Here is a 24943-nt window from a genome sequence, read left to right as displayed (position 1 = left end):
GGAGATACAGTACCTATTGCAGGGGGCGTGCCAGTTTTGAAAGGCCCGGAAATACTGGGCTTTCAGGGTGGTTTTGCGGGGATTGGAGGGGATTTGTGCCTTGCCGAGGTGCAAGTGGCACAGGATCGGTGCAGAGGAGGGCTGGTGGGGTAGGCAGGCTATGTTTTTGTAGGAGCGGGCTTGCCCGCGAAAAAGACACCGCGGTGCATGGCACGGGCTACGCCCGTGTTCGCGGGCAAGCCCGCTCCTACAGGAGCCGGGCTTGCTTTGGGATCGGATGAGCGCAGCGCGACGCGTCAGGCCTCAGTGATCCTCACCCTCGTCGTCATCCCCGCCATCGACCTTCATCCCCAGCTCCTTGATCTTGCGAGTCAGGGTGTTGCGCCCCCAGCCCAGCAGCACTGCGGCATCGCGTCGGCGTCCGGCGGTGTGCTTGAGTGCGGTCTCGATCATGATCCGTTCGAAGCTCGGCACGGCGCTGTCGAGCAGATTCGACTGCCCGCGCGCCAGGGCCTGGTCGGCCCACTGGCGCAGCGCCTGCTCCCAATTGGTGACCGGCGCGGCATCGTGCGGCAGGTTGAGCAGCTCTGGCGGCAGGTCGCCGATCAGCACCTCGCGGCTGGAGGCCATCACCGTGATCCAGCGGCAGGTGTTCTCCAGCTGACGCACGTTGCCAGGCCACGGCAGGTTGCGCATGAACTCCTCGGTTTCCGGCTTCAGCAGCTTGGGCTCGACCGCCAGCTCCCGCGCCGCGCGGCCCAGGAAGTGGCGGGCCAGGGCCGGGATATCCTCGCGCCGGTCCGCCAGGCGCGGGATGTGGATACGAATCACGTTCAGGCGGTGGAACAGGTCTTCACGGAACTTGCCGGCCTGTACCAGTGATTCCAGGTTCTGGTGGGTCGCGGCGATGATGCGCACATCCACCTTCACCGGTACATGGCCACCGACCCGATAGAACTCGCCATCGGCCAGCACGCGCAGCAGGCGGGTCTGGGTGTCGGCAGGCATGTCGCCGATCTCGTCGAGGAACAAGGTGCCGCCGTCAGCCTGTTCGAAGCGTCCGCGTCGCTGGTTGGCCGCGCCGGTGAAGGCGCCTTTCTCGTGGCCGAACAGCTCGGACTCCATCAGGTCCTTGGGAATCGCCGCCATGTTCAGGGCGATGAACGGCGAAGCCGCACGCGGGCTGTGGCGGTGCAGGGCGTGGGCGACCAGTTCCTTGCCGGTACCGGACTCGCCGTTGATCAGCACGGTGATGTTGGAGTGGCTCAGCCGCCCGATGGCGCGAAACACCTCCTGCATTGCCGGGGCTTCGCCGATGATCTCGGGCGTGCGGGCAAGTACGGGCGGCGCTTCGAGCGCCTGTTGTTCCTGGGCATGCTGGTTGGCGCGCTTGACCAACGACACCGCCTCGTCGACGTCGAACGGCTTGGGCAGGTACTCGAAGGCACCGCCTTGGTAAGACGCCACCGCGCTGTCCAGGTCGGAATGGGCGGTCATGATGATCACCGGCAGGCGCGGGTGCTGTTCGCGAATCTGCGCGAGCAGGTCCAGGCCGCTGGCGCCAGGCATGCGGATGTCGGAGATGATCACGTCCGGCTGCTGCCGGGCCAGGCGACCCATGACTCCGTCGGCACTGTCGAAGCTCTGGGTGGTCATGCCCTCTTGTTGCAGGGCTTTTTCCAGGACCCAGCGGATGGAACGATCATCGTCGACGATCCACACGGTTTCACTACGGCTCATGGGGCTGTGGCTCCTTGTTCCAGGGGCAGGAAGATCGAGAAGGTGGTATGGCCGGCATGGCTTTCACACTCGATCAGCCCCTGATGCTGACTGATGATGTTCTGGGTAATGGCCAGCCCGAGCCCGGTACCGTCCGGGCGCCCGCTGACCATGGGATAGAAGAGGGTGTCCTGCAGTTCCGAGGGAATGCCGGGGCCGTTGTCGATGATCTCGACCCGTGCCACCAGCCTGTGGCGCACATGGCCGATGGTGAACTGGCGCACCGCGCGGGTGCGCAGGGTGATGCGGCCCAGGCGCAGTTCGTTCTGCCCGCTGATCGCCTGCATGGCGTTGCGCACGATATTGAGTACGGCCTGGATCATCTGCTCGCGGTCGATCAGCACGTCCGGCAGGCTCGGGTCGTAATCGCGCACCAGGGTGATGCCGCCCTGGCTTTCGGCCTCTACCAGGCTGCAGACACGTTCGAGCACTTCGTGCACGTTGGTCATCGACAGCGACGGCAGCTTGTTCGAGCCGAGCATGCGGTCGACCAGGTTACGCAGGCGGTCGGCTTCTTCGATGATGACGTTGGTGTAGTCGCGCAGGCCATCTTCGGGAAGCTCGCGGGCCAGCAGCTGGGCTGCGCCGCGGATGCCGCCGAGCGGGTTCTTGATCTCATGGGCGAGGCCGCGCACCAGCATCTTGGTGGTTTCCTGCTTGCTCAGCTGCGCTTCTTCCTTGGTGATGCGCAGCAGGCGGTCGCGCGGGTGGACTTCGAGCAGCAGCAGGGTGTTGCCCTGGTGCAGGATCGGCGTCACGGCGTAGTCGACGGTGATGCTCTGGCCGGTCAACGAGGTCAGTTGGGCTTCGCGCTTGGTGAACGGGTGCGCCTGCTCCACGGCCTGGCGCAGGGAATTGAGCGCCTCGGTCGATTCGGTGAACAGTTCACTGATGAACTGGCCATGGCTGCGCTGGCCGCTGACGGCCAGGAGCATTTCCGCTGCCGGGTTCATGTACTCAAGGCGCAGTTCGCTGTTGAGCAGCAAGGTGGCAGTGGTCAGGTTGTCCAGTAGCAGACGGTGCTGTGCATCGCTGATGGTCATGGGGCGTCGTTGACCTCTTTTGGCGCTGTTCTGGCACATGGCGCCCCTGGTCGAGCCAGGGGCGGGCACGCTGGTATTCCGCTGATAGCCTGAAAATGCAAGAAACAAACCAAGGCTCCGAAAAGAAGCGGAATTGCCCGATAAAGCGCTGGGTATGCGCAAAATCGGCTCAGAAAAGCCTGGTTTACCGATTCTCCTGACCTAATTTGGGTTGCATTGCAGGGCGTTCAGCGGTTTTGTGCACCAATATAGAGCATAGAGCCTCAGGGGCGTTGGCAGAGGTTGGCGGTGGCCCGGATGAGGAACAGCCGACGCGGGGCGTCGCTGGAGCGCAAGGCAATGGCTTCGGCCAGTGCGTGGCCGCACTGCGCGGGAGGTGCCTGGTCGAAGCGGGCGAGGGCGTCGAGCAGTCGGCCTTGCAGCAGGTCCAGGCGCGGACGGATCTCGCTGGCGAGGTCCTGGCGTGGGATGTCGGGGGCTTTTTGCAGCAGGTGCCATTGCGTGAGCAGGTGGTACTGCCTGAGCTTGTTGGCTTCTATCTGGTCACTGAAGAACTGGCTGGCGCGTGCCGGATCCAGCCCGTGCTCGGGGGCAAGCTGGCTCACGTTCAACAGCACCTGTCGTTCGCGAGGGCTGTCCTGCACCGGCTGCTGGCGATCCCATTTATGCAGGGCGACCGCCTGGGCGATATCCAGCCGTTGTTCGATGCTGTCGAGCAGCGGGTCGAAGGTGGTGTCGGGTGGGGTGGCGTTCACGCAGCCGGACAGGGCAATGACGCAGAGCAGGGCAAGTGGCAGTGGGTGCATGGGAATCTCCTGGCAGGTGGAGATGCGAGTGTGGCCAATGCTGCTCGGTGCACCAGTAGGATGCGTCCGAATGGCTTGAGTGTAAAAACAGAAACGGCCTCCCGAAGGAGGCCGTTTCTCTAGACGGTCACGGCGCAAGCGCCGCGCGCATCAAACGCTGTAGTACAGGTCGTATTCCAGCGGGTGAACGAAGGTACGGACCTTGATTTCTTCTTCGGACTTCAGCTCGATGTAGGCATCGATGAAGTCGTCGGAGAACACGCCGCCCTTGGTCAGGAACGCACGGCCCTTGTCCAGCTCTTCCAGGGCTTCTTTCAGGCTACCGCAAACCTGTGGGATTTCCTTGGCCTCTTCAGGCGGCAGGTCGTACAGGTTCTTGTCGGCGGCATCGCCTGGGTGGATCTTGTTCTGGATACCGTCCAGGCCGGCCATCAGCAGTGCGGCGAAGCACAGGTACGGGTTGGCAGCCGGGTCCGGGAAGCGCGCTTCGATGCGGCGGGCTTTCGGGCTGGAAACGTAAGGAATACGGATCGAGGCCGAACGGTTACGGGCCGAGTAGGCCAGCATGACCGGGGCTTCGAAGCCTGGTACCAGACGCTTGTAGGAGTTGGTGGCCGGGTTGGTGAAGCCGTTCAGGGCCTTACCGTGCTTGATGATGCCGCCGATGAAGTACAGGGCGGTGTCGGACAGGCCGGCATAGCCTTCGCCGGAGAAGGTGTTCTTGCCGTCCTTGGAGATCGACATGTGAACGTGCATGCCCGAGCCGTTGTCGCCGTACAGCGGCTTCGGCATGAAGGTTGCGGTCTTGCCGTAGGCGTCGGCGACGTTGTGCACGCAGTACTTCAGGGTCTGGACTTCGTCAGCCTTGGTGACCAGGGTGTTGAACTTCACACCGATCTCGTTCTGGCCGGCAGTCGCCACTTCGTGGTGGTGAACTTCGATGACCAGGCCCATTTCTTCCATGGCGTTGCACATGGCAGTACGGATTTCGTGGTCGTGGTCGCACGGCGGAACCGGGAAGTAGCCGCCTTTGACGGCAGGGCGGTGGCCCTTGTTGCCGCCTTCGACGTCCTGGTCGGTCATCCAGGAGCCTTGTTCGGAGTAGATCTTGAACATCGAGCCGGAGATGTCCGACTTGAACTTCACCTGGTCGAAGATGAAGAACTCAGGCTCCGGGCCGACGAACACGGTGTCGCCGATGCCGGTGCTCTTCAGGAACTCTTCGGCACGCTTGGCGATGGCGCGTGGGTCGCGGTCGTAGCCTTGCATGGTGGACGGCTCGATCACGTCGCAGACCAGGATCAGGGTCGGCTCTTCGGTGAACGGGTCCAGCACGGCGGACGAGTCGTCCGGCAGCAGGATCATGTCGGAAGCTTCGATGCCTTTCCAGCCCTCGATGGAGGAGCCGTCGAACATCTTGCCAGCTTCGAAGAAGTCTTCATCCAGCGCATCGCGAGCCGGCATGGTGACGTGGTGCTGTTTGCCTTTGGTGTCCGTGAAACGCAGATCAATCCACTTGACGTCATGATCTTTGATGAGTTGAACCGACTTCGACATGTTGTCCTCCGGATGGTCTAGGGTGCGCTTGGCCGCTGCCCTGGAAAAAGGGTGTCGCCGGGCGCGGATAGTCGGCCAAGCTTACCTGCATCACAAGGGAGCAAATTGCATGCCAGTGCCCGAAAATGGCGATGGCGCCATGAAAATGGGCGTTTGCGGGCGTTTGGCGAGGGAAGGGTGTGAGGCTGTGCACTCATAAAAGGCATTTCCTTGCGACAATGCTTCATTTTGGTGCGCTTATTTGTGCGTGATGCGTTTTTTGAGGGCCTCTTCGCGGGCAAGCCCGCTCCCACGGGGTTGCCGGTGGGCGCAGATCCTGTAGGAGCGGGCTTGCCCGCGAAAGGGCCTTTGCAAGCGCCATCAATCCCACCCGAAAGCCCTCGAACAAACCTCTGATCAAAAGTTGCTCAAACCTCGAGCCATTTCCGCTATAATTCGCGCCCCTCATTTTCGGCAGGCCCCGGGCGCGCTGTTAACCCAATGAAACTTATCGTCAAAGTCTTCCCAGAGATCACCATCAAGAGCCGGCCGGTGCGCAAGCGCTTCATCCGCCAGCTCGGCAAGAACATCCGCAACGTGCTCAAGGATCTGGATCCGGAGCTCGTGGTCGATGGTGTCTGGGATAACCTCGAAGTGGTCACCCGCATCGAGGACGAGAAGATCCAGCGCGAGATGATCGAACGCCTGACCTGCACCCCAGGGATCACCCACTTCCTGCAGGTGCAGGAATATCCGCTGGGCGACTTCGACGACATCGTCGACAAATGCAGGCAGCACTTCGGCCACCTGCTGGCCGGCAAGCGTTTCGCTGTGCGCTGCAAGCGCGGTGGCCACCACGACTTCACCTCGATGGACGTCGATCGCTACGTCGGCAGCCAGCTGCGCCAGCAGTGCGGCGCCGCCGGCATCGACCTGAAGACCCCCGAAGTGATGGTGCGCATCGAGATCCGCGATCAGCGCCTGTACGTCATCCACAACCAGCACAATGGCATCGGCGGCTACCCGTTGGGTGCGCTGGAGCAGACGCTGGTGCTGATGTCCGGTGGTTTCGACTCCACCGTGGCCGCCTACCAGATGATGCGCCGCGGCCTGATGACCCACTTCTGCTTCTTCAACCTCGGTGGCCGTGCCCACGAGCTGGGGGTGATGGAAGTCGCGCACTACCTGTGGAAGAAATACGGCAGCAGCCAGCGCGTGCTGTTCATCAGCGTGCCGTTCGAAGAAGTGGTCGGCGAGATTCTCGGCAAGGTCGACAACAGTTATATGGGCGTGACGCTCAAGCGCATGATGCTGCGTGCCGCGGCGCGCATGGCTGACCGCCTGGAAATCGACGCCCTGGTCACCGGCGAGGCGATCTCGCAGGTTTCCAGCCAGACCCTGCCCAACCTTGCGATCATCGATTCGGCCACCGACAAGCTGGTGCTGCGCCCGCTGCTGGCCAGCCACAAGCAGGACATCATCGATACCGCCTACCAGATCGGCACCGCCGATTTCGCCAAGCACATGCCCGAGTACTGCGGCGTGATCTCGGTGAACCCGACCACCCATGCCAAGCGCCACCGCATGGAGCATGAAGAGAAGCAGTTCGACATGGCGGTGCTCGAGCGCGCCCTGGAGCGCGCCAAGCTGATCTCCATCGACCACGTGATCGACGAGCTGGGCAAGGATATCGAGATCGAGGAAGTGGCCGAGGCGCTGCCGGGCCAGATCGTCATCGACATTCGTCACCCTGACGCCCAGGAAGACGAACCGCTGCAGATCGAAGGCGTCGAAGTCCAGGCACTGCCGTTCTACGCGATCAACAGCAAGTTCAAGCAGCTCGATGCCAACCGCCAGTACCTGCTTTATTGCGACAAGGGTGTGATGAGCCGTTTGCACGCACACCACCTGCTCAGTGAGGGGCATGCCAATGTGCGTGTTTATCGTCCGGCATAAGACGCCAGGGCTGTATGGCGGCAGCATCCGCCATCGCCCTCCCGACCTGCGGGCCCGCTGAGCCTTTTACCTTCATATTGGCTGCCTAGACTGGCGGCAAACCGAATCCTCTGCACGAGATACAGTTGTGATCGAAAATCTGCGTAACATCGCCATCATCGCCCACGTTGACCATGGTAAAACCACCCTGGTCGACAAACTCCTGCGCCAGTCCGGCACCCTGGAGCGTAACGAGCTCAACGACGAGCGCGTCATGGACTCCAACGACCAGGAAAAAGAGCGCGGCATTACCATTCTGGCGAAGAACACCGCCATCAACTGGAACGGCTACCACATCAACATCGTCGACACCCCCGGCCACGCCGACTTCGGTGGCGAGGTTGAGCGTGTAATGTCGATGGTCGACTCGGTGCTGCTGCTGGTCGATGCCCAGGACGGCCCGATGCCGCAAACCCGCTTCGTAACCAAGAAAGCCTTCGAAGCCGGCCTCAAGCCAATCGTCGTGATCAACAAGGTCGACCGTCCGGGCGCGCGTCCTGACTGGGTTCTGGACCAGATCTTCGACCTGTTCGACAACCTCGGTGCCACCGACGAACAGCTGGACTTCAAAGTCGTCTACGCCTCGGCCCTGAACGGCATCGCCGGTCTGGACCACACCGAAATGGGTGAGGACATGACCGCGCTGTACCAGTCGATCGTCGACAACGTACCTGCGCCGGACGTTGACCGTGAAGGTCCGTTCCAGATGCAGATCTCGGCTCTGGACTACAACAGCTTCCTCGGTGTTATCGGCGTTGGCCGTATCGCCCGTGGTCGCGTCAAGCCGAACACCCCGGTTGTCGCCATCGACACCAACGGCAAGAAGCGCAACGGCCGTATCCTCAAGCTGATGGGCCACCACGGCCTGCACCGCGTCGACGTCGAAGAAGCCCAGGCTGGCGACATCGTCTGCATCAGCGGTTTCGACGAGCTGTTCATCTCCGACACCCTGTGCGCCCCGGACGCGGTAGAGGCGATGAAGCCGCTGACCGTCGACGAGCCAACCGTTTCGATGACCTTCCAGGTCAACGACTCGCCGTTCTGCGGTAAAGAAGGCAAGTTCGTCACCAGCCGCAACATCAAGGACCGTCTGGACAAGGAGCTGCTGTACAACGTAGCCCTGCGCGTTCAGGAAACCGATTCCCCTGACAAGTTCAAGGTATCGGGCCGTGGTGAGCTGCACCTGTCGGTTCTGATCGAAACCATGCGTCGCGAAGGCTTCGAGATGGCCGTTGGTCGTCCTGAAGTGATCATCCGCGAAGTGGATGGCGTGAAGCAGGAACCGTTCGAGAACGTCACCATCGACATCCCTGAAGAATCCCAGGGTAAGGTCATGGAAGAGATGGGCCTGCGTAAGGGCGACCTGACCAACATGGTCCCGGATGGCAAAGGCCGTGTTCGCCTGGAGTACAACATCCCGGCCCGTGGTCTGATCGGTTTCCGTAACCAGTTCCTGACCCTGACCAACGGTGCAGGCATCCTGACCTCGATCTTCGATCGCTACGACACCATGAAGTCGGGCCAGATGTCCGGCCGTCTGAACGGTGTTCTGGTTTCGGTCGAGACCGGCAAGGCCCTGACCTACTCGCTGGAAACCCTGCAGGCGCGCGGCAAGCTGTTCGTCGAGCACGGCCAGGAGATCTACAACGGTCAGATCATCGGTCTGAACAGCCGTGACAACGATTTGGGCGTGAACCCGACCAAAGGCAAGAAGCTCGACAACATGCGTGCTTCGGGCAAGGACGAAGTCATCGCCCTGGTTCCGCCGGTTCGCCACACCCTGGAGCAGGCCCTGGAGTTCATCCAGGACGACGAGCTGTGCGAAGTCACACCGAAGTCGATCCGTCTGCGCAAGAAGATCCTGGACGAAGGCGAGCGTACCCGCGCTGCCAAGAAAGCCAAGAACTGAGTTAGCTCAGGCTGAATGAAAACGCCCCCGGTCGAAAGGCCGGGGGCGTTTTTGTTTGTCTGCAGTTTGTGTTGTGTTTGTACCGGCCTCTTCGCGGGCAAGCCCGCTCCCACAGGGATAGGGCATGCGCAGGACCGGTGGGAGCGGGCTTGCCCGCGAAGAGGCCCGAACCGGCGCTACAGGCCTATCGCCCAACCACCTTGGGCTTGTATGCACAATACCCCGGCCGCGGTCCGACCTTGGGGTGGTTGCGGCAGGTGTCCGGGCGCTTGTCATAAATGGTGCACAGCCGGCTCTTGCGGTCCAGATACATGCAATCGTCGTTGCTCATTCGGGTCAGGGTGAAAATGCCCGACTTCTGGTTGAAGCGCTCGATGATGCCTTCTTTCTGCAGGCGCTTGGCGACGTTCTTCGGCGGCTCGTCCTTCTCGAACTCGTCCACCACGCCGATGCGGATCAGATCCTTGATCTTCACCTCCACAGGCAGGGTACAGCAGGTCGAATGGCAGCCATGGCACATGCTGCTGGTGTAGCGCTGCCAGGTTTCCAGGCGGTCGACTTCGGCGGCGGCGATCAGGGTCGGTTTCATTTTAATAGTGGGCGGATCACGGTCTTGGGGCGCGCGATCATACCGGAGTTGTTCAATTTGTGAACAACCTTTTGCCGGAATCGCCAAGGCGGCATGAAAACTGCGAACCGTAGCCTGTCACTCCCTGTCGAAGGGTCTAGTCTCTTCAATCTCCCTCCGTATTCGTCAACTTGCCCGAGGATGCCGCATGTCCCAGGAACCCAAAGCTCGTGACGCCGAGGTGGCCGCTTTTCGCGCCGCTGTACTGGACAAACTGACCTACGCGGTCGGCAAGGACCCGGAACATGCCTTCGACCATGACTGGTTCGAAGCCATCGCCCTGGCCGCCCGCGATCACATGGTCGACCACTGGATGGACCACACCCGCCAGGCCTACCGGCGCAGCCAGAAGCGGGTCTACTACCTTTCCCTGGAGTTCCTCATCGGCCGGCTGCTGTACGACAGCCTGAGCAACCTGGGCTATCTGGAGATCGCCCGTGAAGCGCTCGAGGTGCTGGACGTGGACCTTGAACGCATCCGCCTGCTCGAGCCCGATGCCGCGCTGGGCAATGGCGGCCTGGGACGGCTGGCGGCGTGCTTCATGGAAAGCATGTCGACCCTCGGCATCGCTGCCCATGGCTACGGTATCCGCTACGAGCACGGGCTGTTCCGCCAGGCCATTGTCGATGGCTGGCAGCAGGAGCAGACCGAGAACTGGCTGGACTTCGGCAACCCCTGGGAGTTCGAGCGCGCCGAGGTGATCTATCCGATCAGTTTTGGCGGCAGTGTCGAAACGCTGCACGACGCCCAGGGTGTTGCCCGGCAGGTCTGGACGCCGGGCGAAACCGTGCGTGCCGTGGCCTACGATACGCCCGTGGTCGGCTGGCGCGGTTCCAGCGTCAACACCCTGCGCCTGTGGCGCGCCCGGGCGCTCGAAGAGTTGCACCTGGAGCGCTTCAATGCCGGCGATCACCTGGGGGCGGTGGCCGAAGTGGCGCGGGCCGAAAGCATCTCGCGGGTGCTTTATCCGGCGGACAGCACCGAAGCGGGGCAGGAATTGCGCCTGCGCCAGGAATACTTCTTCGTCTCCGCGTCGCTGCAGGATCTGCTGCGACGTCACCTGAACATGCACGATGACCTGCTCAACCTGCCGGACTCGGCGGCGATCCAGCTCAACGACACCCACCCCTCGATCGCCGTCGCCGAGCTGATGCGCCTGCTGGTCGACCAGCATGCCATTCCCTGGGAAAAGGCCTGGGAGCTGACGGTCGGCACCTTGGCCTACACCAACCACACCCTGCTGCCCGAGGCCCTGGAAACCTGGCCTGTGGCGCTGATGGAACGCATGCTGCCGCGGCACATGCAGATCATCTACCTGATCAACGCGTACCACATCGACGCGCTGCGGGCCAAAGGGCTGCACGACTTCGACGTGCTGCGCGCGGTGTCGCTGATCGAGGAGGACAACGGCCGCCGTGTGCGCATGGGCAACCTGGCGTTTCTCGGCTCGCACAGCGTCAACGGCGTGTCGGCGCTGCACAGCAAGCTGATGAAGAGCACGGTATTCGCCGAACTGCACAAGCTGTATCCGCAGCGGATCAACAACAAGACCAACGGCATCACCTTCCGCCGCTGGCTGTACCAGGCCAATCCGCAGTTGACCGGCATGTTGGTCGACGCCCTGGGCGCCGAGGTGCTGGACGATCCGGAGGGCAAGCTCAAGGCGCTGGCGCCCCACGCCGAGAAAGCCACCTTCCGCAAGCAGTTCGCCGCCCAGCGCCTGCATAGCAAGCGCGCACTGGCGAGCATCATCCAGGACCGCATCGGCGTGACGGTCAACCCCGAAGCGTTGTTCGACGTGCAGGTCAAGCGTATCCACGAGTACAAGCGCCAGTTGCTCAACCTGTTGCATACCGTCGCGCTGTACCAGGCCATGCGCAATGACCCCGGCACCCCGTGGGCGCCGCGGGTGAAGATCTTCGCCGGCAAGGCGGCAGCCAGCTATCACCAGGCCAAGCTGATCATCAAGCTGACCAACGACATCGCTCGGGTGGTCAACAACGACCCCACCGTGCGCGGGCTGCTCAAGGTGGTGTTCCTGCCCAACTACAACGTCAGCCTGGCCGAGAGCATCATCCCGGCGGCCGACCTTTCCGAGCAGATCTCCACTGCCGGGTACGAAGCGTCCGGCACCAGCAACATGAAGTTCGCCCTCAACGGCGCGCTGACCATCGGCACCCTCGACGGCGCCAACGTCGAGATGTGCGAGCAGGTCGGCGCGGAAAACATGTTCATCTTCGGCCTGACCGCCCAGCAGGTCGAGGCGCGCAAGCGTGCGGGCGATTTTGGTGCAGCGGCGGCCGTGGCCGCCTCCGGGCGCCTGGGCGATGTGTTGCAGGCGATCCGCAGCGGGGTGTTCTCGCCGGATGATCCAGGGCGCTATGCCGGGCTGATCGACGGCCTGGTGGCCTACGACCGCTTCCTGCTGTGCGCCGATTTCGATGCGTACTGGGACGCCCAGCGGCGGGTCGAGGAGCTGTGGCATACGCCGCAGGAGTGGTGGCGCATGGCGGTGCTCAATACCGCACGGATGGGCTGGTTCTCGTCGGACCGCACCATTCGCGAATATGCCACCGAGATATGGAAGGCGTTGGATTAGCAGGGTGTCAGTTCCGGCCCTATCGCGGGGCAAGCCCGCTCCCACAGGTGCACCGTTGGTTTCGGGATCAGCGGGGTGCCTGTGGGAGCGGGCTTGCCCCGCGATCAGGTCGCCGCCGACCAACTGCCTGAACTCATCGCCCGAACCACCGTCTGATCCGCCAGGCGAGTCTCTTCGCTCGCTAGGCTGCCACTCTCCCTGTAAACTGCGGGGGTTTTTCTACCCCTTTCCACTTCGGAGCCATACATGTCCCGCGTTACCCTGAGTCGCTATCTGATTGAGCAGACCCGCAGCAACAACACTCCTGCCGATCTGCGCTTCCTGATCGAAGTGGTGGCGCGCGCGTGCAAGGAGATCAGCCACCACGTGTCCAAGGGCGCCCTGGGCGGCGTGCTGGGCAGCATGGGCACCGAAAACGTGCAAGGCGAAGTGCAGAAGAAGCTCGACGTCATCTCCAACGACATCCTGCTCGAGGCCAACGAGTGGGGCGGCCACCTGGCCGGCATGGCGTCCGAAGAGATGGACAACGCCTACCAGATCCCGGGCAAGTACCCCAAAGGCGCCTACCTGCTGGTCTTCGACCCGCTGGACGGTTCGTCGAACATCGACGTCAACGTCTCGGTCGGCACCATTTTCTCGGTGCTGCGTTGCCCGAACGAATACCTGAGCCAGAACGAAACCCTCAACGAAAACGCCTTCCTGCAACCAGGCACCCAGCAGGTCGCCGCCGGTTATGCGATCTACGGCCCGCAGACCATGCTGATCCTCACCTTGGGCAATGGCGTCAAGGGCTTCACCCTGGACCGCGAACTGGGCAGCTTCGTCCTGACCCACGAAAACATCCGCGTGCCGGAAACCACCGCCGAATTCGCCATCAACATGTCCAACCAGCGCCACTGGGAAGCCCCGGTGCAGCGTTACGTGGGCGAGCTGCTGGCCGGTGAGACCGGGCCGCTGAAGAAGAACTACAACATGCGCTGGATCGCCTCGATGGTGGCCGACGTGCACCGCATCCTGACCCGTGGCGGCCTGTTCATGTACCCGCGCGACGCTCGCGAGCCGAGCAAGCCGGGTAAGCTGCGCCTGATGTACGAAGCCAACCCGATGTCGTTCATCATCGAGCAGGCTGGCGGCGCATCGACCAACGGTTACGAGCGTATCCTCGACATCAAGCCTGAGAGCCTGCACCAGCGTGTGTCGGTGATTCTGGGCTCGAAGGAAGAGGTCGAGCGCGTCACCGCCTATCACAAGGAGTAAGTCATGCTCGCACCTTGGCAGCCGTTGCTGGAGTGGTGGTTCGGTTGGGGCACCAGTGCCCAGGCCGTGGCTGACGAGAAGAGTACGCAGTGGTTCGGCAAGCATCACGATGCCGATGCCCAGGCACTGTTCGGCGATCTGGTCGAACAGGCCCTGGCCGGTGGGCTCGACGAGTGGCAGCAAAGCCCGCAGGGCTGGCTTGGTCTGTTGCTCCTGCTCGACCAGTTGCCGCGCATGATCTACCGCGACACGCCGCGCGCCTTCGAGGGCGACCGGCGTGCCCAGGTGGTGGCCATGCAGGGTTTGCAGAAGGGCTGGGATTATCAGCTGCTGCCGATCCAGCGCGTGTTCGTGCTGCTGGTACTGGAGCACGCCGAGGTGCTGGATTGGCAGAACCTGTGCGTGGAGCGCTACCGGACGTTGCTGGACGAGCAGCCTGAGGCCAATCGTCGGCTGTTCGAAGGCTTCCTGGACTATGCCGAGCAGCACCAGCGGGTGATCGCTCGGTTCGGCCGTTTCCCGCATCGCAATCTGTTGCTGGGGCGGCCGAGTACCAGTGAAGAGATGGACTTTCTGCTGGAGCCGGGCTCCCGGTTCTAAATCAGCGCAGCCTTCTTCGCGGGTTTACCCGCGAAGAAGGCGCCGTCGAACCTTAGATCCTGAAACTCCCCACCAACTGCTTCAACCGATCGACCTGATGCTCCAGGTCGTTGCAGGCACGCAAGGTGCTCTGCAGGTTCTGCACCCCTTGCTGGTTCAGCGTATTGATCTCGGTGATGTCGACATTGATCGACTCGACCACTGACGTCTGCTCTTCGGTCGCCGTAGCCACCGACTGGTTCATGCCGTCGATCTCGCCGATACGTTGGGTCACGCTGCCCAGGCGGTCACCTGCGCGGTTGGCGATCTCGACGCTGTGATCACTGTGCTGCTGGCTCTGGTTCATGGTGCTCACCGCCACTTGCGCGCCAGCCTGCAGTTCCTCGATCAACCCCTGCACCTGCTGCGCCGACTCCTGGGTGCGGTGCGCCAGGTTGCGCACTTCGTCGGCCACCACGGCAAAGCCGCGCCCGGCCTCGCCGGCCCGTGCGGCCTCGATGGCGGCGTTTAGCGCCAGCAGGTTGGTCTGCTGGGAGATGCCGCTGATCACGTCGAGAATCTGGCCGATGTTCACCGTGTGGGCGTTGAGCGTCTCGATGTTGCCGCACGAATCGCTGATCCGCGCCGACAGCTTGTTCATCACATCGATGGTCTGGCCAACCACCTGCTGGCCTTCCGCGGCCAGGTCACGGGCGTCGCTGGAGTGCTGCGAGGCGAGGGCGGCATTCTGGGCGATCTCCTGGGCTGCGGCGCCCAGCTGGTTGATCGCCGCCGCCACGCTGCTGGTGCGGCTGGACTGCTGGTCGGCATTTTCGATGGAGGCGTTGGAGGCACTCACCACTTGGCTGGCCACGGCGTTGACCTGGCCAGTGGCCGAGGCCACTTCGCGGATCGACTCGTGAATACGCTCGACGAAGCGGTTGAACGATTGCCCCAGGCTGCCGAACTCGTCCTGGCCGTGGATGGTCAGGCGCCGGGTCAGGTCGCCTTCGCCCTCGGCGATGTCACGCATCGCGCGGCCCATGACATGCAGCGGCTCCATCAGCACGCGGATCAACAGGCCGAGCAGGGCGATGATCACCACTATCGCGATCAGCGTTGCCACCACTGCCGAGGTGCGCAGTTCGCCCAGCATGGCGAAGGCGGCGTCCTGATCCAGGACCAGGGCGACGTACCAGTCCGCCGGCACGCCATCGACGTGGCTGAAGCTGATGAACTGGCTGCGTCCGTCCGCTTCGACTTCAGCCATGCCCTTGGCGATGCGCGGGGTAGCGTTGGGGTAGAGGTCGGCCAGGGTCTTGAGCGCCAGGTCGGCCTTTGGATGGATGAGGATCTTGCCTTCACCGTTGACGATGAAGGCGTGGCCCTTGCCGCCGAAGTCCAGGGCATTGACCAGGTTGCTGATGGTCTGCAGGTCAGTGTCGACGCCGCTGACGCCGATCAGTTGCCCGGCCTGCTGCACGGGCGTGGCGAGGGTGACCACCAGCTTGCCGGCCGACGCCGAGATATAGGGCTCGGTGATGATGGTCTGGTTGGCGGCGCTGGCGGCCTTGTACCAGCCGCGGGCGCGCGGGTCGTAGTCGGGGGCGCGATTGCCGACCGGCACCGATTGCATGCGGCCATCTTTGCCGCCGAAGTAGGTGAGCTGGAAGTTGCTGGCATACACCGGCAGCGCCAGGCTGCGGTCAAGGCTGGCCTTCTGCGGCCCGTCCACGGCGATCTGCTGGGCCAGTGACTGCAGCAGTTGCATGCGGCTGTCGAGCCAGGTGCGGATGTTGCCCGCGGTCAGGTTGCCCAGGGCTTGCAGGTTGGTTTCGGTGTCGCTGCGCAGCGACTGGCGCTGGCGATAGTCGTTGAACAGCACGAAGCAGGCGAAGGCGACGGCCACCACGAGTGCGGCGGCCACCAGGATCTTGTGGCTGAACTTGAGATTTTTTGTCATGTGCAAGGTCTGCGCAGGCATTTCGGGAGGAGGGTGCGGCAAAAGGCCACATCGCTGAATGCTATGTCGCCTGCGATGAAATAGCCATGAGCGTTTTGTGACAGCACCCGACCAACGGCATGGTACGAAAGCAGGGGTAGCAGGGAACCGGGGAGGCATTTTTGCTTCTAAGCTCTCTGCAGGCCGTCTCGCCTGTTGCATCCATCTCCAGGAGAGCCCTTCATGTCGTTGCGTTCCCTCGCCCTGTTGTCCTTGTTGGTCGTCCTGACCGCCTGCAGCAAGATCAACCAGGAAAACTATTCCAAGCTCAAGGCCGGCATGACCAAGGCCGAGGTCGAGCAGTTGCTCGGCTCGCCGAAGGAGTGCTCCGGAGCACTCGGCATGAGCAGTTGCACCTGGGGCGACGAGAAGAGTTTCATCAGTGTCCAGTACGCCGCTGACAAAGTGCTGATGTACTCCGGGCAGGGCCTCAAATGAAGCGCGTGCACCTGTTGCTGGCGCTGGGGCTTGCGCTGGTGCTCGGCGGTTGTGCCAGCTCGTCGGTGGATTCGCTGGCGCCCAAGACGGCTGGCAACGTCGACCTCAAGCGCTACCAGGGCAAGTGGTTCGAGCTGGCACGCCTGCCGATGCGCTTCCAGGAAGGCTGTGCGCAATCCGAAGCCCATTACAACCTCAGGCCCGATGGCAGCCTGGGCGTGCTCAATCGTTGCCGTACCGAAGGTGACGAATGGCTGCGCGCCGAGGGCCGCGCCGGCATCGAGGAGCCGGGGCGCACCGACAAGTTGTGGGTGGAGTTCGACAACTGGTTCACTCGCCTGGTGCCGGGGCTGACCAAGGCGGACTACTGGATCCTGTACGTGGACGATCACTACCGTACCGCGATTGTCGGCAGCCCCAACCGCAAGTACCTGTGGATCCTGTCGCGAACCCCGAGCCTGCCGGCATGGGAGCGCGAGAATCTGTTGTCGAAGGCTCGCCAGCAGGGGTATGACACCAGCCGGCTGATCTGGCGGGTGTCGGACAAGGCAATCGTTGCCCGGCATTGAGTTGCCGGGTTCCAGATCCAGGCTTGGCGCGATCGAGCAGGTGATCGCGCCGGCTTTCAGCCCAGCAGTGTGCGCAATACCGCTGCGAAGGCCTGCCCGCTTTGCTCTTCCAGCGCATGTCGCCCCTGGCGCACCACCCACTGTCCGTTGACCATCACATCACGCACCTGACGGTCGCTGCCGGCGAACAGCCAGCGGTTGAGGATGCCGTCGCCGCTCGAGGTCGCCAGGTACGGATCCTGCCCATCGAGCACCAGCCAATCGGCACGCTTGCCCACCGCCAGCTCGCCAATCTCTTGCCCCAGGGCCTGCGCACCGCCTGCCAGCGCCGCGTCGTAGAGGGTCCGGCCGACCATCGGCTGGTCGCTGCGGCATAGCCGGTTGCGCCGCTGGTCGCGCAGGCGCTGGCCATACTCCAGCCAGCGCAGTTCCTCGACCACGCTCAGCGAGACATGGCTGTCCGAGCCGATGCCCATGCGCCCGCCCTGGGCCAGGAAGTCGACGGCCGGGAAGATGCCATCGCCCAGATTGGCCTCGGTGGTCAGGCACAGCCCTGCCACCGCGCCGCTGCGGGCCATGGCGCTGACTTCGTCGGCCTCGACGTGGGTTGCATGCACCAGGCACCAGCGCGAATCCACCTCTACGTGCTCGTACAGCCACTGCACCGGGCGACGGCCGCTCCAGCTCAGGCAGTCGTTGACTTCCTTCTGCTGCTCGGCGATGTGGATGTGCACCGGGCATGCCTTGTCGCTGGCGGCCAGCACTTCGGCGATCTGCTGTGGCGTTACCGCGCGCAGCGAGTGGAAACACAGGCCCAGGTGCTGCGCGGGTTGCGCGGCCAGCAGCGGCTTGAGCTGTTGCTGCAGGCGCAGGTACTGCTCGGTGGCGTTGATGAAGCGCCGCTGGCCCTCGTTCGGTGCCTGGCCGCCGAAGCCGGAGTGGGAGTACAGCACCGGCAGCAGCGTCAGGCCGATGCCGCTGGCGCTCGCCGCGGCGCTGATCTGGCGGGATAGCTCGGTGGGATCGGCGTAGGGCTTGCCGGTGTTGTCATGGTGCACGTAGTGGAATTCGGCCACCGAGGTGTAGCCGGCCTTGAGCATCTCGATGTACAGCTGGCGGGCGATGACCTGCAATTGCTCGGGAGTGATCAGGCCGACCAGGCGGTACATCAGGTCGCGCCAGGTCCAGAAACTGTCGTTGGGGTTGCCGACCACCTCCGCCAGGCCTGCCATGGCGCGCTGGAAGGCGTGGGAATGCAGGTTGGGCATGCCCGGCAGCAGCGGGCCGGCCAGGTGCTCGGCGCCTTCGGCACTGGCGTTCGCGTCTATTTTTTCGAGCCGCCCGTCGGCGGACACCTCAAGGCGGACATTGCTGGCCCAGCCTGAAGGCAGCAGGGCACGTTCGGCGAAGTAGGCGGACATCACTCGGTCATCCTGTATCGTTATTTGTATATACATATACAGACGTTTGCCTGCCGGGTAAACTGCGGCAAGCTACCGTCAATCAAATTGCACAAGGATGCATAGCCGTGCCGACACCTTCCGTCTCCGCGCTGGTGGCCCAGATGGGCGAAGGGCCGGCGCCGCTGTATGCGCGGGTCAAGCAGATGATCGTCCAGCAGATCGAAAACGGCAGCTGGCCGCCCCATCATCGCGTCCCGTCGGAAAGCGAGCTGGTCAGCCAACTGGGCTTCAGCCGCATGACCATCAACCGCGCCCTGCGCGAGCTGACCGCCGAGGGCCTGCTGGTCCGCATGCAGGGCGTCGGGACTTTCGTCGCCGAACCCAAGACCCGCTCTGCATTGTTCGAAGTCAACAACATCGCCGACGAGATCGCCGGGCGCGGGCATCAGCACCGCTGTCAGGTGATCGTCCTGGCCGAAGAGCCTGCCGGCTCCGAGCGTGCCCTGGCGCTGGACATGCGCGAAGGCCAGCGGGTGTTCCATTCGCTGATCGTGCATTACGAAAACGGCGTGCCGGTGCAGATCGAGGACCGCTACGTCAATGCACTGATCGCGCCAGACTACCTCAAGCAGGACTTCACCCGGCAGACGCCCTACGCCTATCTGTCCCAGGTCGCCCCGCTGACCGAAGGCGAGCACGTGGTCGAAGCGATCCTGGCTGAGCCTGACGAATGCAAGCTGCTGCAGATCGAGCGTGGCGAGCCGTGCCTGCTGATTCGCCGGCGTACCTGGTCGGGCCGCCAGCCGGTCACCGCCGCGCGCTTGATTCACCCCGGTTCCCGTCATCGCCTGGAAGGACGTTTCAGCAAATGAGCCAGTTGCAGTTGTTGCGTGCCCGCGATTATCCGCGCATGCCCTGGAAGAACGGTGGTGGGTCCACCGAAGAGATCACCCGCGATGCCGGCGTTGGCCTGGACGGGTTCGGCTGGCGCCTGTCGATCGCCGATATCGAGGCCTCTGGCGGCTTTTCCAGTTTCACCGGTTACCAGCGGATCATCACCGTGCTGCAGGGCGATGGCATGCGCCTGTCGGTGGACGGTCACGAAAGCCGGCCGTTGCTACCGTTCGATGCCTTTGCGTTCAGTGGCGAGAGCCAGGTGGCCTGCACGCTTCAGGGTGGCCCGATCCGCGACTTCAACCTGATCTATGCGCCGAACCGGTACGGGGCGCGGTTGCAGTGGTTTGCCGCCAGCACCCGCCTGTTCAGTGCGGCCGAGACCGTGCTGGTGTTCAGTGCCGAGGCGGACTTGCACGTTGCGATCCAGGGGCAGGAGTCGGGGCTTGGGTTGTATGACTGCCTGCAGCTCAGTGGTAACGCGGGCTTGCTCGAGGTCGAGGTATCGGGGCGCTGCTGCGTTATCGAGTTGAGCCCTCGACACGTGTGAGTTTCGAGGGCCCTATCGCGGGACGAGCCCGCTCCTACAGATTCAGCGCTGTCCTGGACCTGTAGGAGCGGGCTCGTCCCGCGATAGGGCCCTCAAAAACCCTGCAAAACAGTTACCCGGTAACGCCCGCAAACAGCGCACCCTGTTACCGAATGCCCCAAGGTGGCGCAAAGCCATTGCCGTCTGAATTCCCACCACATCCTTCCCCCTGATTTTTCTTCCCCCCCTCAAGCCCTTGAGTCACAAGGTCTGCAGCCCATCACCCGAACACCTCTAACCACCCGTTTCGACGACTTGGCAATTCAATTGCATATGCTTGTATGTACAAGTAAAGATAAGTGCGCGATAGTGGATAGGCCGTCCCATCCGCACGGTACTGAACAGCCCCGGCCCGCCGATCTCGTCGGGTTTGAATAGATCGCTCAAGGAGCACCTTTCGTGACTGACAAAAAGCCCACCACCTTCCGTGACGTCGAGATCCGCGCCCCACGTGGCACCCAGTTGAACGCCAAGAGCTGGCTGACCGAAGCCCCGCTGCGGATGCTGATGAACAACCTGGATCCGGAAGTGGCCGAAAACCCCAAGGAGCTGGTGGTGTACGGCGGCATCGGCCGTGCTGCGCGCAACTGGGAGTGCTATGACAAGATCGTCTCCACCCTCAAGGAGTTGAACGACGACGAAACCCTGCTGGTGCAGTCGGGCAAGCCGGTCGGCGTGTTCAAGACCCACAGCAACGCCCCCCGTGTGCTGATCGCCAACTCCAACCTGGTGCCGCACTGGGCCAACTGGGAGCACTTCAACGAGCTGGACGCCAAGGGCCTGGCCATGTACGGCCAGATGACCGCCGGCAGCTGGATCTACATCGGTAGCCAGGGCATCGTTCAGGGCACCTACGAAACCTTCGTCGAAGCCGGTCGCCAGCACTACGGCGGCAACCTCAAGGGCCGCTGGGTGCTGACCGCAGGCCTGGGCGGCATGGGCGGTGCCCAGCCTCTGGCCGCGACCCTGGCTGGCGCCTGCTCGCTGAACATCGAATGCCAGCAGGTCAGCATCGACTTCCGCCTGCGCACCCGTTATGTCGACGAGCAGGCCACCGACCTCGATGACGCCCTGGCACGCATCGCCAAGTACACCGCCGAAGGCAAGGCGGTTTCCATCGCCCTGCATGGCAACGCTGCTGAAATCCTCCCGGAACTGGTCAAGCGTGGCGTGCGTCCGGACATGGTCACCGACCAGACCAGCGCCCACGACCCGCTCAATGGCTATCTGCCGATCGGCTGGACCTGGGAGCAGTACCGCGACCGCGCCAAGACCGACCCGGCTGGCGTGGTCAAGGCCGCCAAGCAATCGATGGCCGTGCACGTGCAAGCCATGCTCGACTTCCAGAAGGCTGGCGTGCCGACCTTCGACTACGGCAACAACATCCGCCAGATGGCCCAGGAAGAAGGCGTGAAGAATGCCTTCGACTTCCCAGGCTTCGTGCCGGCCTACATCCGTCCGCTGTTCTGCCGCGGCATCGGCCCGTTCCGCTGGGCAGCCCTGTCGGGCGACCCGCAGGACATCTACAAGACCGACGCCAAGGTCAAGGAACTGATCCCGGACGACGAGCACCTGCACCGCTGGCTGGACATGGCCCGCGAGCGCATCAGCTTCCAGGGCCTGCCGGCACGTATCTGCTGGGTTGGCCTGGGCCTTCGCGCCAAGCTGGGCCTGGCGTTCAACGAAATGGTGCGCAGCGGCGAGCTGTCCGCCCCGGTGGTGATCGGCCGCGATCACCTGGACTCCGGCTCCGTATCGAGCCCGAACCGTGAAACCGAATCCATGCAGGATGGCTCCGATGCCGTGTCCGACTGGCCGCTGCTCAACGCCCTGCTCAACACTGCAGGCGGTGCCACCTGGGTTTCCCTGCATCACGGCGGTGGCGTGGGCATGGGCTTCTCCCAGCACTCGGGTGTGGTCATCGTCTGTGACGGTACCGACGAAGCGGCAGCGCGCATTGCCCGCGTCCTGACCAACGACCCGGCCACCGGCGTGATGCGTCATGCCGATGCCGGTTACCAGATTGCGATCGATTGCGCCAAAGAGCAGGGTCTGAACCTGCCGATGATTACGGGTTGATCCGCGTCCCAGGGGCTGCTGCGCAGCCCCATCGCGGGACAAGCCCGCTCCTACTGTAGGAGCGGGCTTGCCCGCGAAGGGGCACGCAGTGGCCCCAGGTGATCCACCTTCTTTGCAGGGACTGCCGATTTCCACTTCTTAAGTTTGGGAGCGTCACGCAATGAAAACCAACAAGACCTTGCTTGCTTCGCTGTTCGCCCTTGGCCTGCTCGGCAGCGCCGGTGCCACTCAGGCCGCTACCTGGTGCGAATCCGGCAAACCGGTGAAATTCGCCGGGCTGAACTGGGAAAGCGGCATGCTGCTGACCGACGTGATGCAGTTCGTTCTCGAGAAGGGCTACGACTGCAAGACCGACAGCCTGCCGGGCAACTCCATCACCATGGAGAACGCCCTGGGCACCAACGATATCCAGGTCTTCGCCGAGGAATGGGTGGGTCGCAGCGAGGTGTGGAAAAAGGCTGAGGCAGCCGGCAAGGTGGTCGGCGTCGGCGCACCGGTGGTCGGTGCGGTCGAAGGCTGGTACGTGCCGCGCTACGTGATCGAGGGCGATGCCAAGCGCAAGCTCGAAGCCAAGGCGCCGGATCTGAAGAACGTGGCCGACCTGGCCCAGTACGCCAGTGTCTTCAAGGATCCCGAAGAACCGAGCAAAGGCCGTTTCTACAACTGCCCGGCCGGCTGGACCTGTGAGCTGGACAACACCCAGATGCTCAAGGAGTACGGCCTGGAAGACAAATTCACCAACTTCCGCCCGGGCACCGGCCCGGCGCTGGATGCTGCGGCGCTGTCGAGCTACAAGCGCGGCGAACCGATCCTCCTCTACTACTGGACGCCGACCCCGCTGATGGGCCAGATCGACCTGGTCAAGCTCGAGGAAAAGCCGGGTGTGGACAAGACCGTGTCGATCAAGGTCGGCCTGTCGAAAACCTTCCACGAACAAGCGCCGGAGCTGGTCGGCGTACTGGAAAAGGTCAATATTCCGCTCGACATTCTCAACCAGAATCTGGGGCGCATGAGCAAGGAACGCATCGAATCGCCGAAGCTGGCCAAGATCTTCCTCAAGGAACATCCTGAAGTCTGGCAGGCGTGGGTCAGTGAAGACGCTGCCAAGAAGATCAATGCGGCGCTCTGAGCGTCCTCACCTGATGAGTGGTACCTATGTTCCCTGACAACCTCACATTCTCCATCGCCGACTGGGTCAATGGCTGGGTCGATGCGCTGGTGACCAACTACGGCGATGTGTTCCGGCACATTTCCGACACCCTGCTGTGGGCCATCGTCAACCTCGAAGGCCTGCTGCGTGCGACGCCCTGGTGGCTGATGCTGGGGGTCGTCGCGGTCATCGCCTGGCACGCCACCCGCCGCATCCTGCCGACCCTGGTGATCACCGGCCTGCTGTTCCTGGTCGGCGCTGTCGGCCTGTGGGACAAGCTGATGCAGACGCTCGCGCTGATGCTGGTGGCCACGCTGATCTCGGTGCTGGTGGGCATCCCACTGGGCATCCTGTCGGCGCGCAGCAATCGCCTGCGGGCGGTACTGATGCCGCTGCTGGACATCATGCAGACCATGCCCAGCTTCGTGTACCTGATCCCGGTGCTGATGCTGTTCGGCCTGGGCAAGGTGCCGGCGATCTTCGCCACGGTCATCTATGCCGCGCCGCCACTGATCCGCCTGACCGACCTGGGGATTCGCCAGGTCGATGGCGAGGTGATGGAAGCGATCAACGCCTTCGGCGCCAACCGCTGGCAGCAGCTGTTCGGCGTGCAGTTGCCGCTGGCGCTGCCGAGCATCATGGCCGGGATCAACCAGACCACCATGATGGCCCTGTCGATGGTGGTGATCGCCTCGATGATCGGCGCCCGCGGCCTGGGCGAGGACGTGCTGGTCGGCATCCAGACCCTCAACGTTGGCCGCGGCCTCGAAGCGGGCCTGGCCATCGTGATTCTCGCGGTGGTGATCGACCGCATTACCCAGGCCTATGGTCGGCCACGTCATGAGGTGAGCAAATGAGCACGCAGCCGATCAGCAAGATCGAAGTGAAGAACGTCTTCAAGATCTTCGGCGAGCGCGCCGGGGAAGCCCTGCAACTGATCCGCGAGGCGCGCAGCAAGGAGCAGGTGCTGTCGCAGACCGGCTGCGTGGTTGGGGTCAACGACCTGTCGCTGTCGATCGGCAGCGGCGAGATCTTCGTCATCATGGGCCTGTCCGGCTCGGGCAAGTCCACCCTGGTGCGCCACTTCAACCGCCTGATCGACCCCACCAGCGGGCAGATCCTGGTGGATGGCGAAGATATCCTGCAGTACGACATGGACGCCCTGCGCGAATTCCGCCGACGCAAGATCAGCATGGTGTTCCAGAGCTTCGGCCTGTTGCCGCACCGCAATGTGCTGGACAACGTCGCCTACGGCCTGAAGGTGCGTGGCGAGAGCAAGCAGCTGTGCCAGGAGCGTGCGCTGCAGTGGATCGAGACCGTGGGCCTGAAGGGCTACGAGAAGAAGTATCCGCACCAGCTCTCCGGCGGCATGCGCCAGCGCGTGGGCCTGGCGCGGGCGCTGGCCGCCGACACTGACATCATTCTCATGGACGAGGCTTTCAGCGCCCTCGACCCACTGATCCGCGCCGAAATGCAGGACCAGTTGCTGGAGCTGCAGAAAACCCTGCACAAGACCATCGTGTTCATCACCCATGACCTGGACGAGGCGGTACGCATCGGCAACCGCATTGCCATTCTCAAGGATGGCCGCCTGATCCAGGTGGGTACGCCGCAGGAAATCCTTCACTCGCCGGCCGACGAATACGTTGACCGTTTCGTTCAGCGCCGCGCCGTCGCGGTATGAGGAG

20 protein-coding genes and 1 pseudogene are annotated in these 24943 nt (G+C 63.2%); 13 read left to right on the top strand and 8 right to left on the bottom strand.

The annotated features are described in order from the left end of the window. Positions 1 to 303 precede the first annotated feature (303 nt). The 4 genes from ntrC to glnA all read right to left on the bottom strand — a co-directional run bounded on the left by ntrC (position 304) and on the right by glnA (position 5185). Positions 304 to 1740: a nitrogen regulation protein NR(I) gene (ntrC, locus tag ACK3BK_RS23590; protein ID WP_063541426.1), complete on the bottom strand. Its 1437-nt coding sequence runs from the start codon at positions 1738 to 1740 to the stop codon at positions 304 to 306. Then, a complete protein-coding gene (gene glnL, locus ACK3BK_RS23585; protein WP_186665741.1) occupies positions 1737 to 2822 on the bottom strand; it encodes a nitrogen regulation protein NR(II) in 1086 nt (361 codons plus the stop codon). The genes ntrC and glnL overlap by 4 nt, the downstream gene beginning before the upstream one ends. A 263-nt stretch (positions 2823 to 3085) precedes the next feature. After that, positions 3086 to 3628: a chorismate mutase gene (locus ACK3BK_RS23580; RefSeq protein ID WP_288377206.1), complete on the bottom strand. Its 543-nt coding sequence runs from the start codon at positions 3626 to 3628 to the stop codon at positions 3086 to 3088. Positions 3629 to 3778: 150 nt separating this feature from the next. Beyond that, positions 3779 to 5185 (bottom strand): glutamate--ammonia ligase, encoded by a 1407-nt coding sequence (glnA, locus tag ACK3BK_RS23575; protein ID WP_063541420.1) that lies wholly within the window; start codon positions 5183 to 5185, stop codon positions 3779 to 3781. A gap of 480 nt (positions 5186 to 5665) precedes the next feature. Between glnA and thiI the strand changes: the two genes are divergently transcribed. Both thiI and typA read left to right on the top strand, forming a co-directional pair. Then, positions 5666 to 7120 (top strand): tRNA uracil 4-sulfurtransferase ThiI, encoded by a 1455-nt coding sequence (gene thiI, locus ACK3BK_RS23570; RefSeq protein ID WP_186665745.1) that lies wholly within the window; start codon positions 5666 to 5668, stop codon positions 7118 to 7120. 127 nt (positions 7121 to 7247) lie between these two features. Next, entirely contained in the window at positions 7248 to 9068 is a 1821-nt protein-coding gene (gene typA / locus ACK3BK_RS23565) for a translational GTPase TypA (protein WP_186665747.1), read from the top strand. Between the two features lie 184 nt (positions 9069 to 9252). Here the strand turns inward: typA and ACK3BK_RS23560 are convergent, their stop codons facing one another. After that, positions 9253 to 9657: a YkgJ family cysteine cluster protein gene (locus ACK3BK_RS23560; RefSeq protein ID WP_054895281.1), complete on the bottom strand. Its 405-nt coding sequence runs from the start codon at positions 9655 to 9657 to the stop codon at positions 9253 to 9255. 187 nt (positions 9658 to 9844) lie between these two features. Between ACK3BK_RS23560 and ACK3BK_RS23555 the strand changes: the two genes are divergently transcribed. The 3 genes from ACK3BK_RS23555 (at position 9845) to ACK3BK_RS23545 (ending at position 14152) form a co-directional block, all read left to right on the top strand. Next, positions 9845 to 12295, top strand: a complete 2451-nt coding sequence (locus tag ACK3BK_RS23555; protein ID WP_411383420.1) for a glycogen/starch/alpha-glucan phosphorylase — start codon at positions 9845 to 9847, stop codon at positions 12293 to 12295. 246 nt (positions 12296 to 12541) lie between these two features. Next, entirely contained in the window at positions 12542 to 13552 is a 1011-nt protein-coding gene (locus tag ACK3BK_RS23550; RefSeq protein WP_054895279.1) for a class 1 fructose-bisphosphatase, read from the top strand. 3 nt (positions 13553 to 13555) lie between these two features. Then, positions 13556 to 14152 carry a DUF924 family protein gene (locus ACK3BK_RS23545; RefSeq protein WP_186665752.1) on the top strand — a complete coding sequence of 199 codons (597 nt, stop codon included), beginning with the start codon at positions 13556 to 13558 and terminating at the stop codon, positions 14150 to 14152. A 52-nt stretch (positions 14153 to 14204) separates the two neighbouring features. Here the strand turns inward: ACK3BK_RS23545 and ACK3BK_RS23540 are convergent, their stop codons facing one another. Continuing rightward, positions 14205 to 14930 (bottom strand): methyl-accepting chemotaxis protein, encoded by a 726-nt coding sequence (locus ACK3BK_RS23540; protein ID WP_411384511.1) that lies wholly within the window; start codon positions 14928 to 14930, stop codon positions 14205 to 14207. 177 nt (positions 14931 to 15107) lie between these two features. Then, positions 15108 to 16094, bottom strand: a pseudogene (locus ACK3BK_RS23535) (cache domain-containing protein); the annotation flags it as partial. Positions 16095 to 16316: 222 nt separating this feature from the next. Between ACK3BK_RS23535 and bamE the strand changes: the two are divergent. Next, entirely contained in the window at positions 16317 to 16571 is a 255-nt protein-coding gene (bamE, locus tag ACK3BK_RS23530) for an outer membrane protein assembly factor BamE (protein WP_186721366.1), read from the top strand. Beyond that, a complete protein-coding gene (locus tag ACK3BK_RS23525) occupies positions 16568 to 17140 on the top strand; it encodes a lipocalin family protein (protein WP_186665756.1) in 573 nt (190 codons plus the stop codon). The genes bamE and ACK3BK_RS23525 overlap by 4 nt, the downstream gene beginning before the upstream one ends. Before the next feature lie 56 nt (positions 17141 to 17196). On the opposite strand, the gene ACK3BK_RS23520 is transcribed toward ACK3BK_RS23525, so the two are convergent. Continuing rightward, positions 17197 to 18561 (bottom strand): formimidoylglutamate deiminase, encoded by a 1365-nt coding sequence (locus tag ACK3BK_RS23520; protein ID WP_411383419.1) that lies wholly within the window; start codon positions 18559 to 18561, stop codon positions 17197 to 17199. Between the two features lie 143 nt (positions 18562 to 18704). On the opposite strand from ACK3BK_RS23520, the gene hutC reads away from it, so the two are divergent. The 6 genes from hutC (at position 18705) to ACK3BK_RS23490 (ending at position 24939) form a co-directional block, all read left to right on the top strand. Further along, a complete protein-coding gene (gene hutC / locus ACK3BK_RS23515) occupies positions 18705 to 19415 on the top strand; it encodes a histidine utilization repressor (protein ID WP_186666102.1) in 711 nt (236 codons plus the stop codon). Further along, positions 19412 to 19987: a HutD family protein gene (locus ACK3BK_RS23510; protein WP_186665760.1), complete on the top strand. Its 576-nt coding sequence runs from the start codon at positions 19412 to 19414 to the stop codon at positions 19985 to 19987. Before hutC ends, ACK3BK_RS23510 begins: the two co-directional genes overlap by 4 nt. Positions 19988 to 20425: 438 nt before the next feature. Then, a complete protein-coding gene (hutU, locus tag ACK3BK_RS23505; protein ID WP_186665762.1) occupies positions 20426 to 22105 on the top strand; it encodes a urocanate hydratase in 1680 nt (559 codons plus the stop codon). Between the two features lie 160 nt (positions 22106 to 22265). After that, positions 22266 to 23234, top strand: coding sequence for an ABC transporter substrate-binding protein (locus tag ACK3BK_RS23500; RefSeq protein WP_411383418.1), 969 nt, complete (start codon positions 22266 to 22268; stop codon positions 23232 to 23234). A 26-nt stretch (positions 23235 to 23260) separates the two neighbouring features. Further along, positions 23261 to 24112 carry an ABC transporter permease gene (locus tag ACK3BK_RS23495; protein ID WP_186665766.1) on the top strand — a complete coding sequence of 284 codons (852 nt, stop codon included), beginning with the start codon at positions 23261 to 23263 and terminating at the stop codon, positions 24110 to 24112. After that, the gene (locus ACK3BK_RS23490) at positions 24109 to 24939 is read left to right on the top strand and encodes a glycine betaine/L-proline ABC transporter ATP-binding protein (RefSeq protein WP_186665768.1); all 831 of its coding nucleotides are present in this window, start codon (positions 24109 to 24111) and stop codon (positions 24937 to 24939) included. The genes ACK3BK_RS23495 and ACK3BK_RS23490 overlap by 4 nt, the downstream gene beginning before the upstream one ends. Positions 24940 to 24943 lie beyond the last annotated feature (4 nt).

Source organism: Pseudomonas sp. L7, assembly GCF_046605565.1.
GTDB classification, from domain to species: Bacteria; Pseudomonadota; Gammaproteobacteria; order Pseudomonadales; family Pseudomonadaceae; genus Aquipseudomonas; species Aquipseudomonas wayambapalatensis.
This window is presented reverse-complemented; position numbering and strand designations above follow the sequence as displayed.

What these genes read in the sequence shown, in the direction of transcription:
- ntrC (WP_063541426.1), bottom strand. Translation starts at nt 1,740, where the DNA reads ATGAGCCGTAGTGAAACCGTGTGGATCGTCGACGATGATCGTTCCATC.
- glnL (WP_186665741.1), bottom strand. Translation starts at nt 2,822, where the DNA reads ATGACCATCAGCGATGCACAGCACCGTCTGCTACTGGACAACCTGACC.
- ACK3BK_RS23580 (WP_288377206.1), bottom strand. Translation starts at nt 3,628, where the DNA reads ATGCACCCACTGCCACTTGCCCTGCTCTGCGTCATTGCCCTGTCCGGC.
- glnA (WP_063541420.1), bottom strand. Translation starts at nt 5,185, where the DNA reads ATGTCGAAGTCGGTTCAACTCATCAAAGATCATGACGTCAAGTGGATT.
- thiI (WP_186665745.1), top strand. Translation starts at nt 5,666, where the DNA reads ATGAAACTTATCGTCAAAGTCTTCCCAGAGATCACCATCAAGAGCCGG.
- ACK3BK_RS23560 (WP_054895281.1), bottom strand. Translation starts at nt 9,657, where the DNA reads ATGAAACCGACCCTGATCGCCGCCGCCGAAGTCGACCGCCTGGAAACC.
- ACK3BK_RS23555 (WP_411383420.1), top strand. Translation starts at nt 9,845, where the DNA reads ATGTCCCAGGAACCCAAAGCTCGTGACGCCGAGGTGGCCGCTTTTCGC.
- ACK3BK_RS23550 (WP_054895279.1), top strand. Translation starts at nt 12,542, where the DNA reads ATGTCCCGCGTTACCCTGAGTCGCTATCTGATTGAGCAGACCCGCAGC.
- ACK3BK_RS23545 (WP_186665752.1), top strand. Translation starts at nt 13,556, where the DNA reads ATGCTCGCACCTTGGCAGCCGTTGCTGGAGTGGTGGTTCGGTTGGGGC.
- bamE (WP_186721366.1), top strand. Translation starts at nt 16,317, where the DNA reads ATGTCGTTGCGTTCCCTCGCCCTGTTGTCCTTGTTGGTCGTCCTGACC.
- ACK3BK_RS23525 (WP_186665756.1), top strand. Translation starts at nt 16,568, where the DNA reads ATGAAGCGCGTGCACCTGTTGCTGGCGCTGGGGCTTGCGCTGGTGCTC.
- ACK3BK_RS23520 (WP_411383419.1), bottom strand. Translation starts at nt 18,561, where the DNA reads ATGTCCGCCTACTTCGCCGAACGTGCCCTGCTGCCTTCAGGCTGGGCC.
- hutC (WP_186666102.1), top strand. Translation starts at nt 18,705, where the DNA reads ATGGGCGAAGGGCCGGCGCCGCTGTATGCGCGGGTCAAGCAGATGATC.
- ACK3BK_RS23510 (WP_186665760.1), top strand. Translation starts at nt 19,412, where the DNA reads ATGAGCCAGTTGCAGTTGTTGCGTGCCCGCGATTATCCGCGCATGCCC.
- ACK3BK_RS23500 (WP_411383418.1), top strand. Translation starts at nt 22,266, where the DNA reads ATGAAAACCAACAAGACCTTGCTTGCTTCGCTGTTCGCCCTTGGCCTG.
- ACK3BK_RS23495 (WP_186665766.1), top strand. Translation starts at nt 23,261, where the DNA reads ATGTTCCCTGACAACCTCACATTCTCCATCGCCGACTGGGTCAATGGC.
- ACK3BK_RS23490 (WP_186665768.1), top strand. Translation starts at nt 24,109, where the DNA reads ATGAGCACGCAGCCGATCAGCAAGATCGAAGTGAAGAACGTCTTCAAG.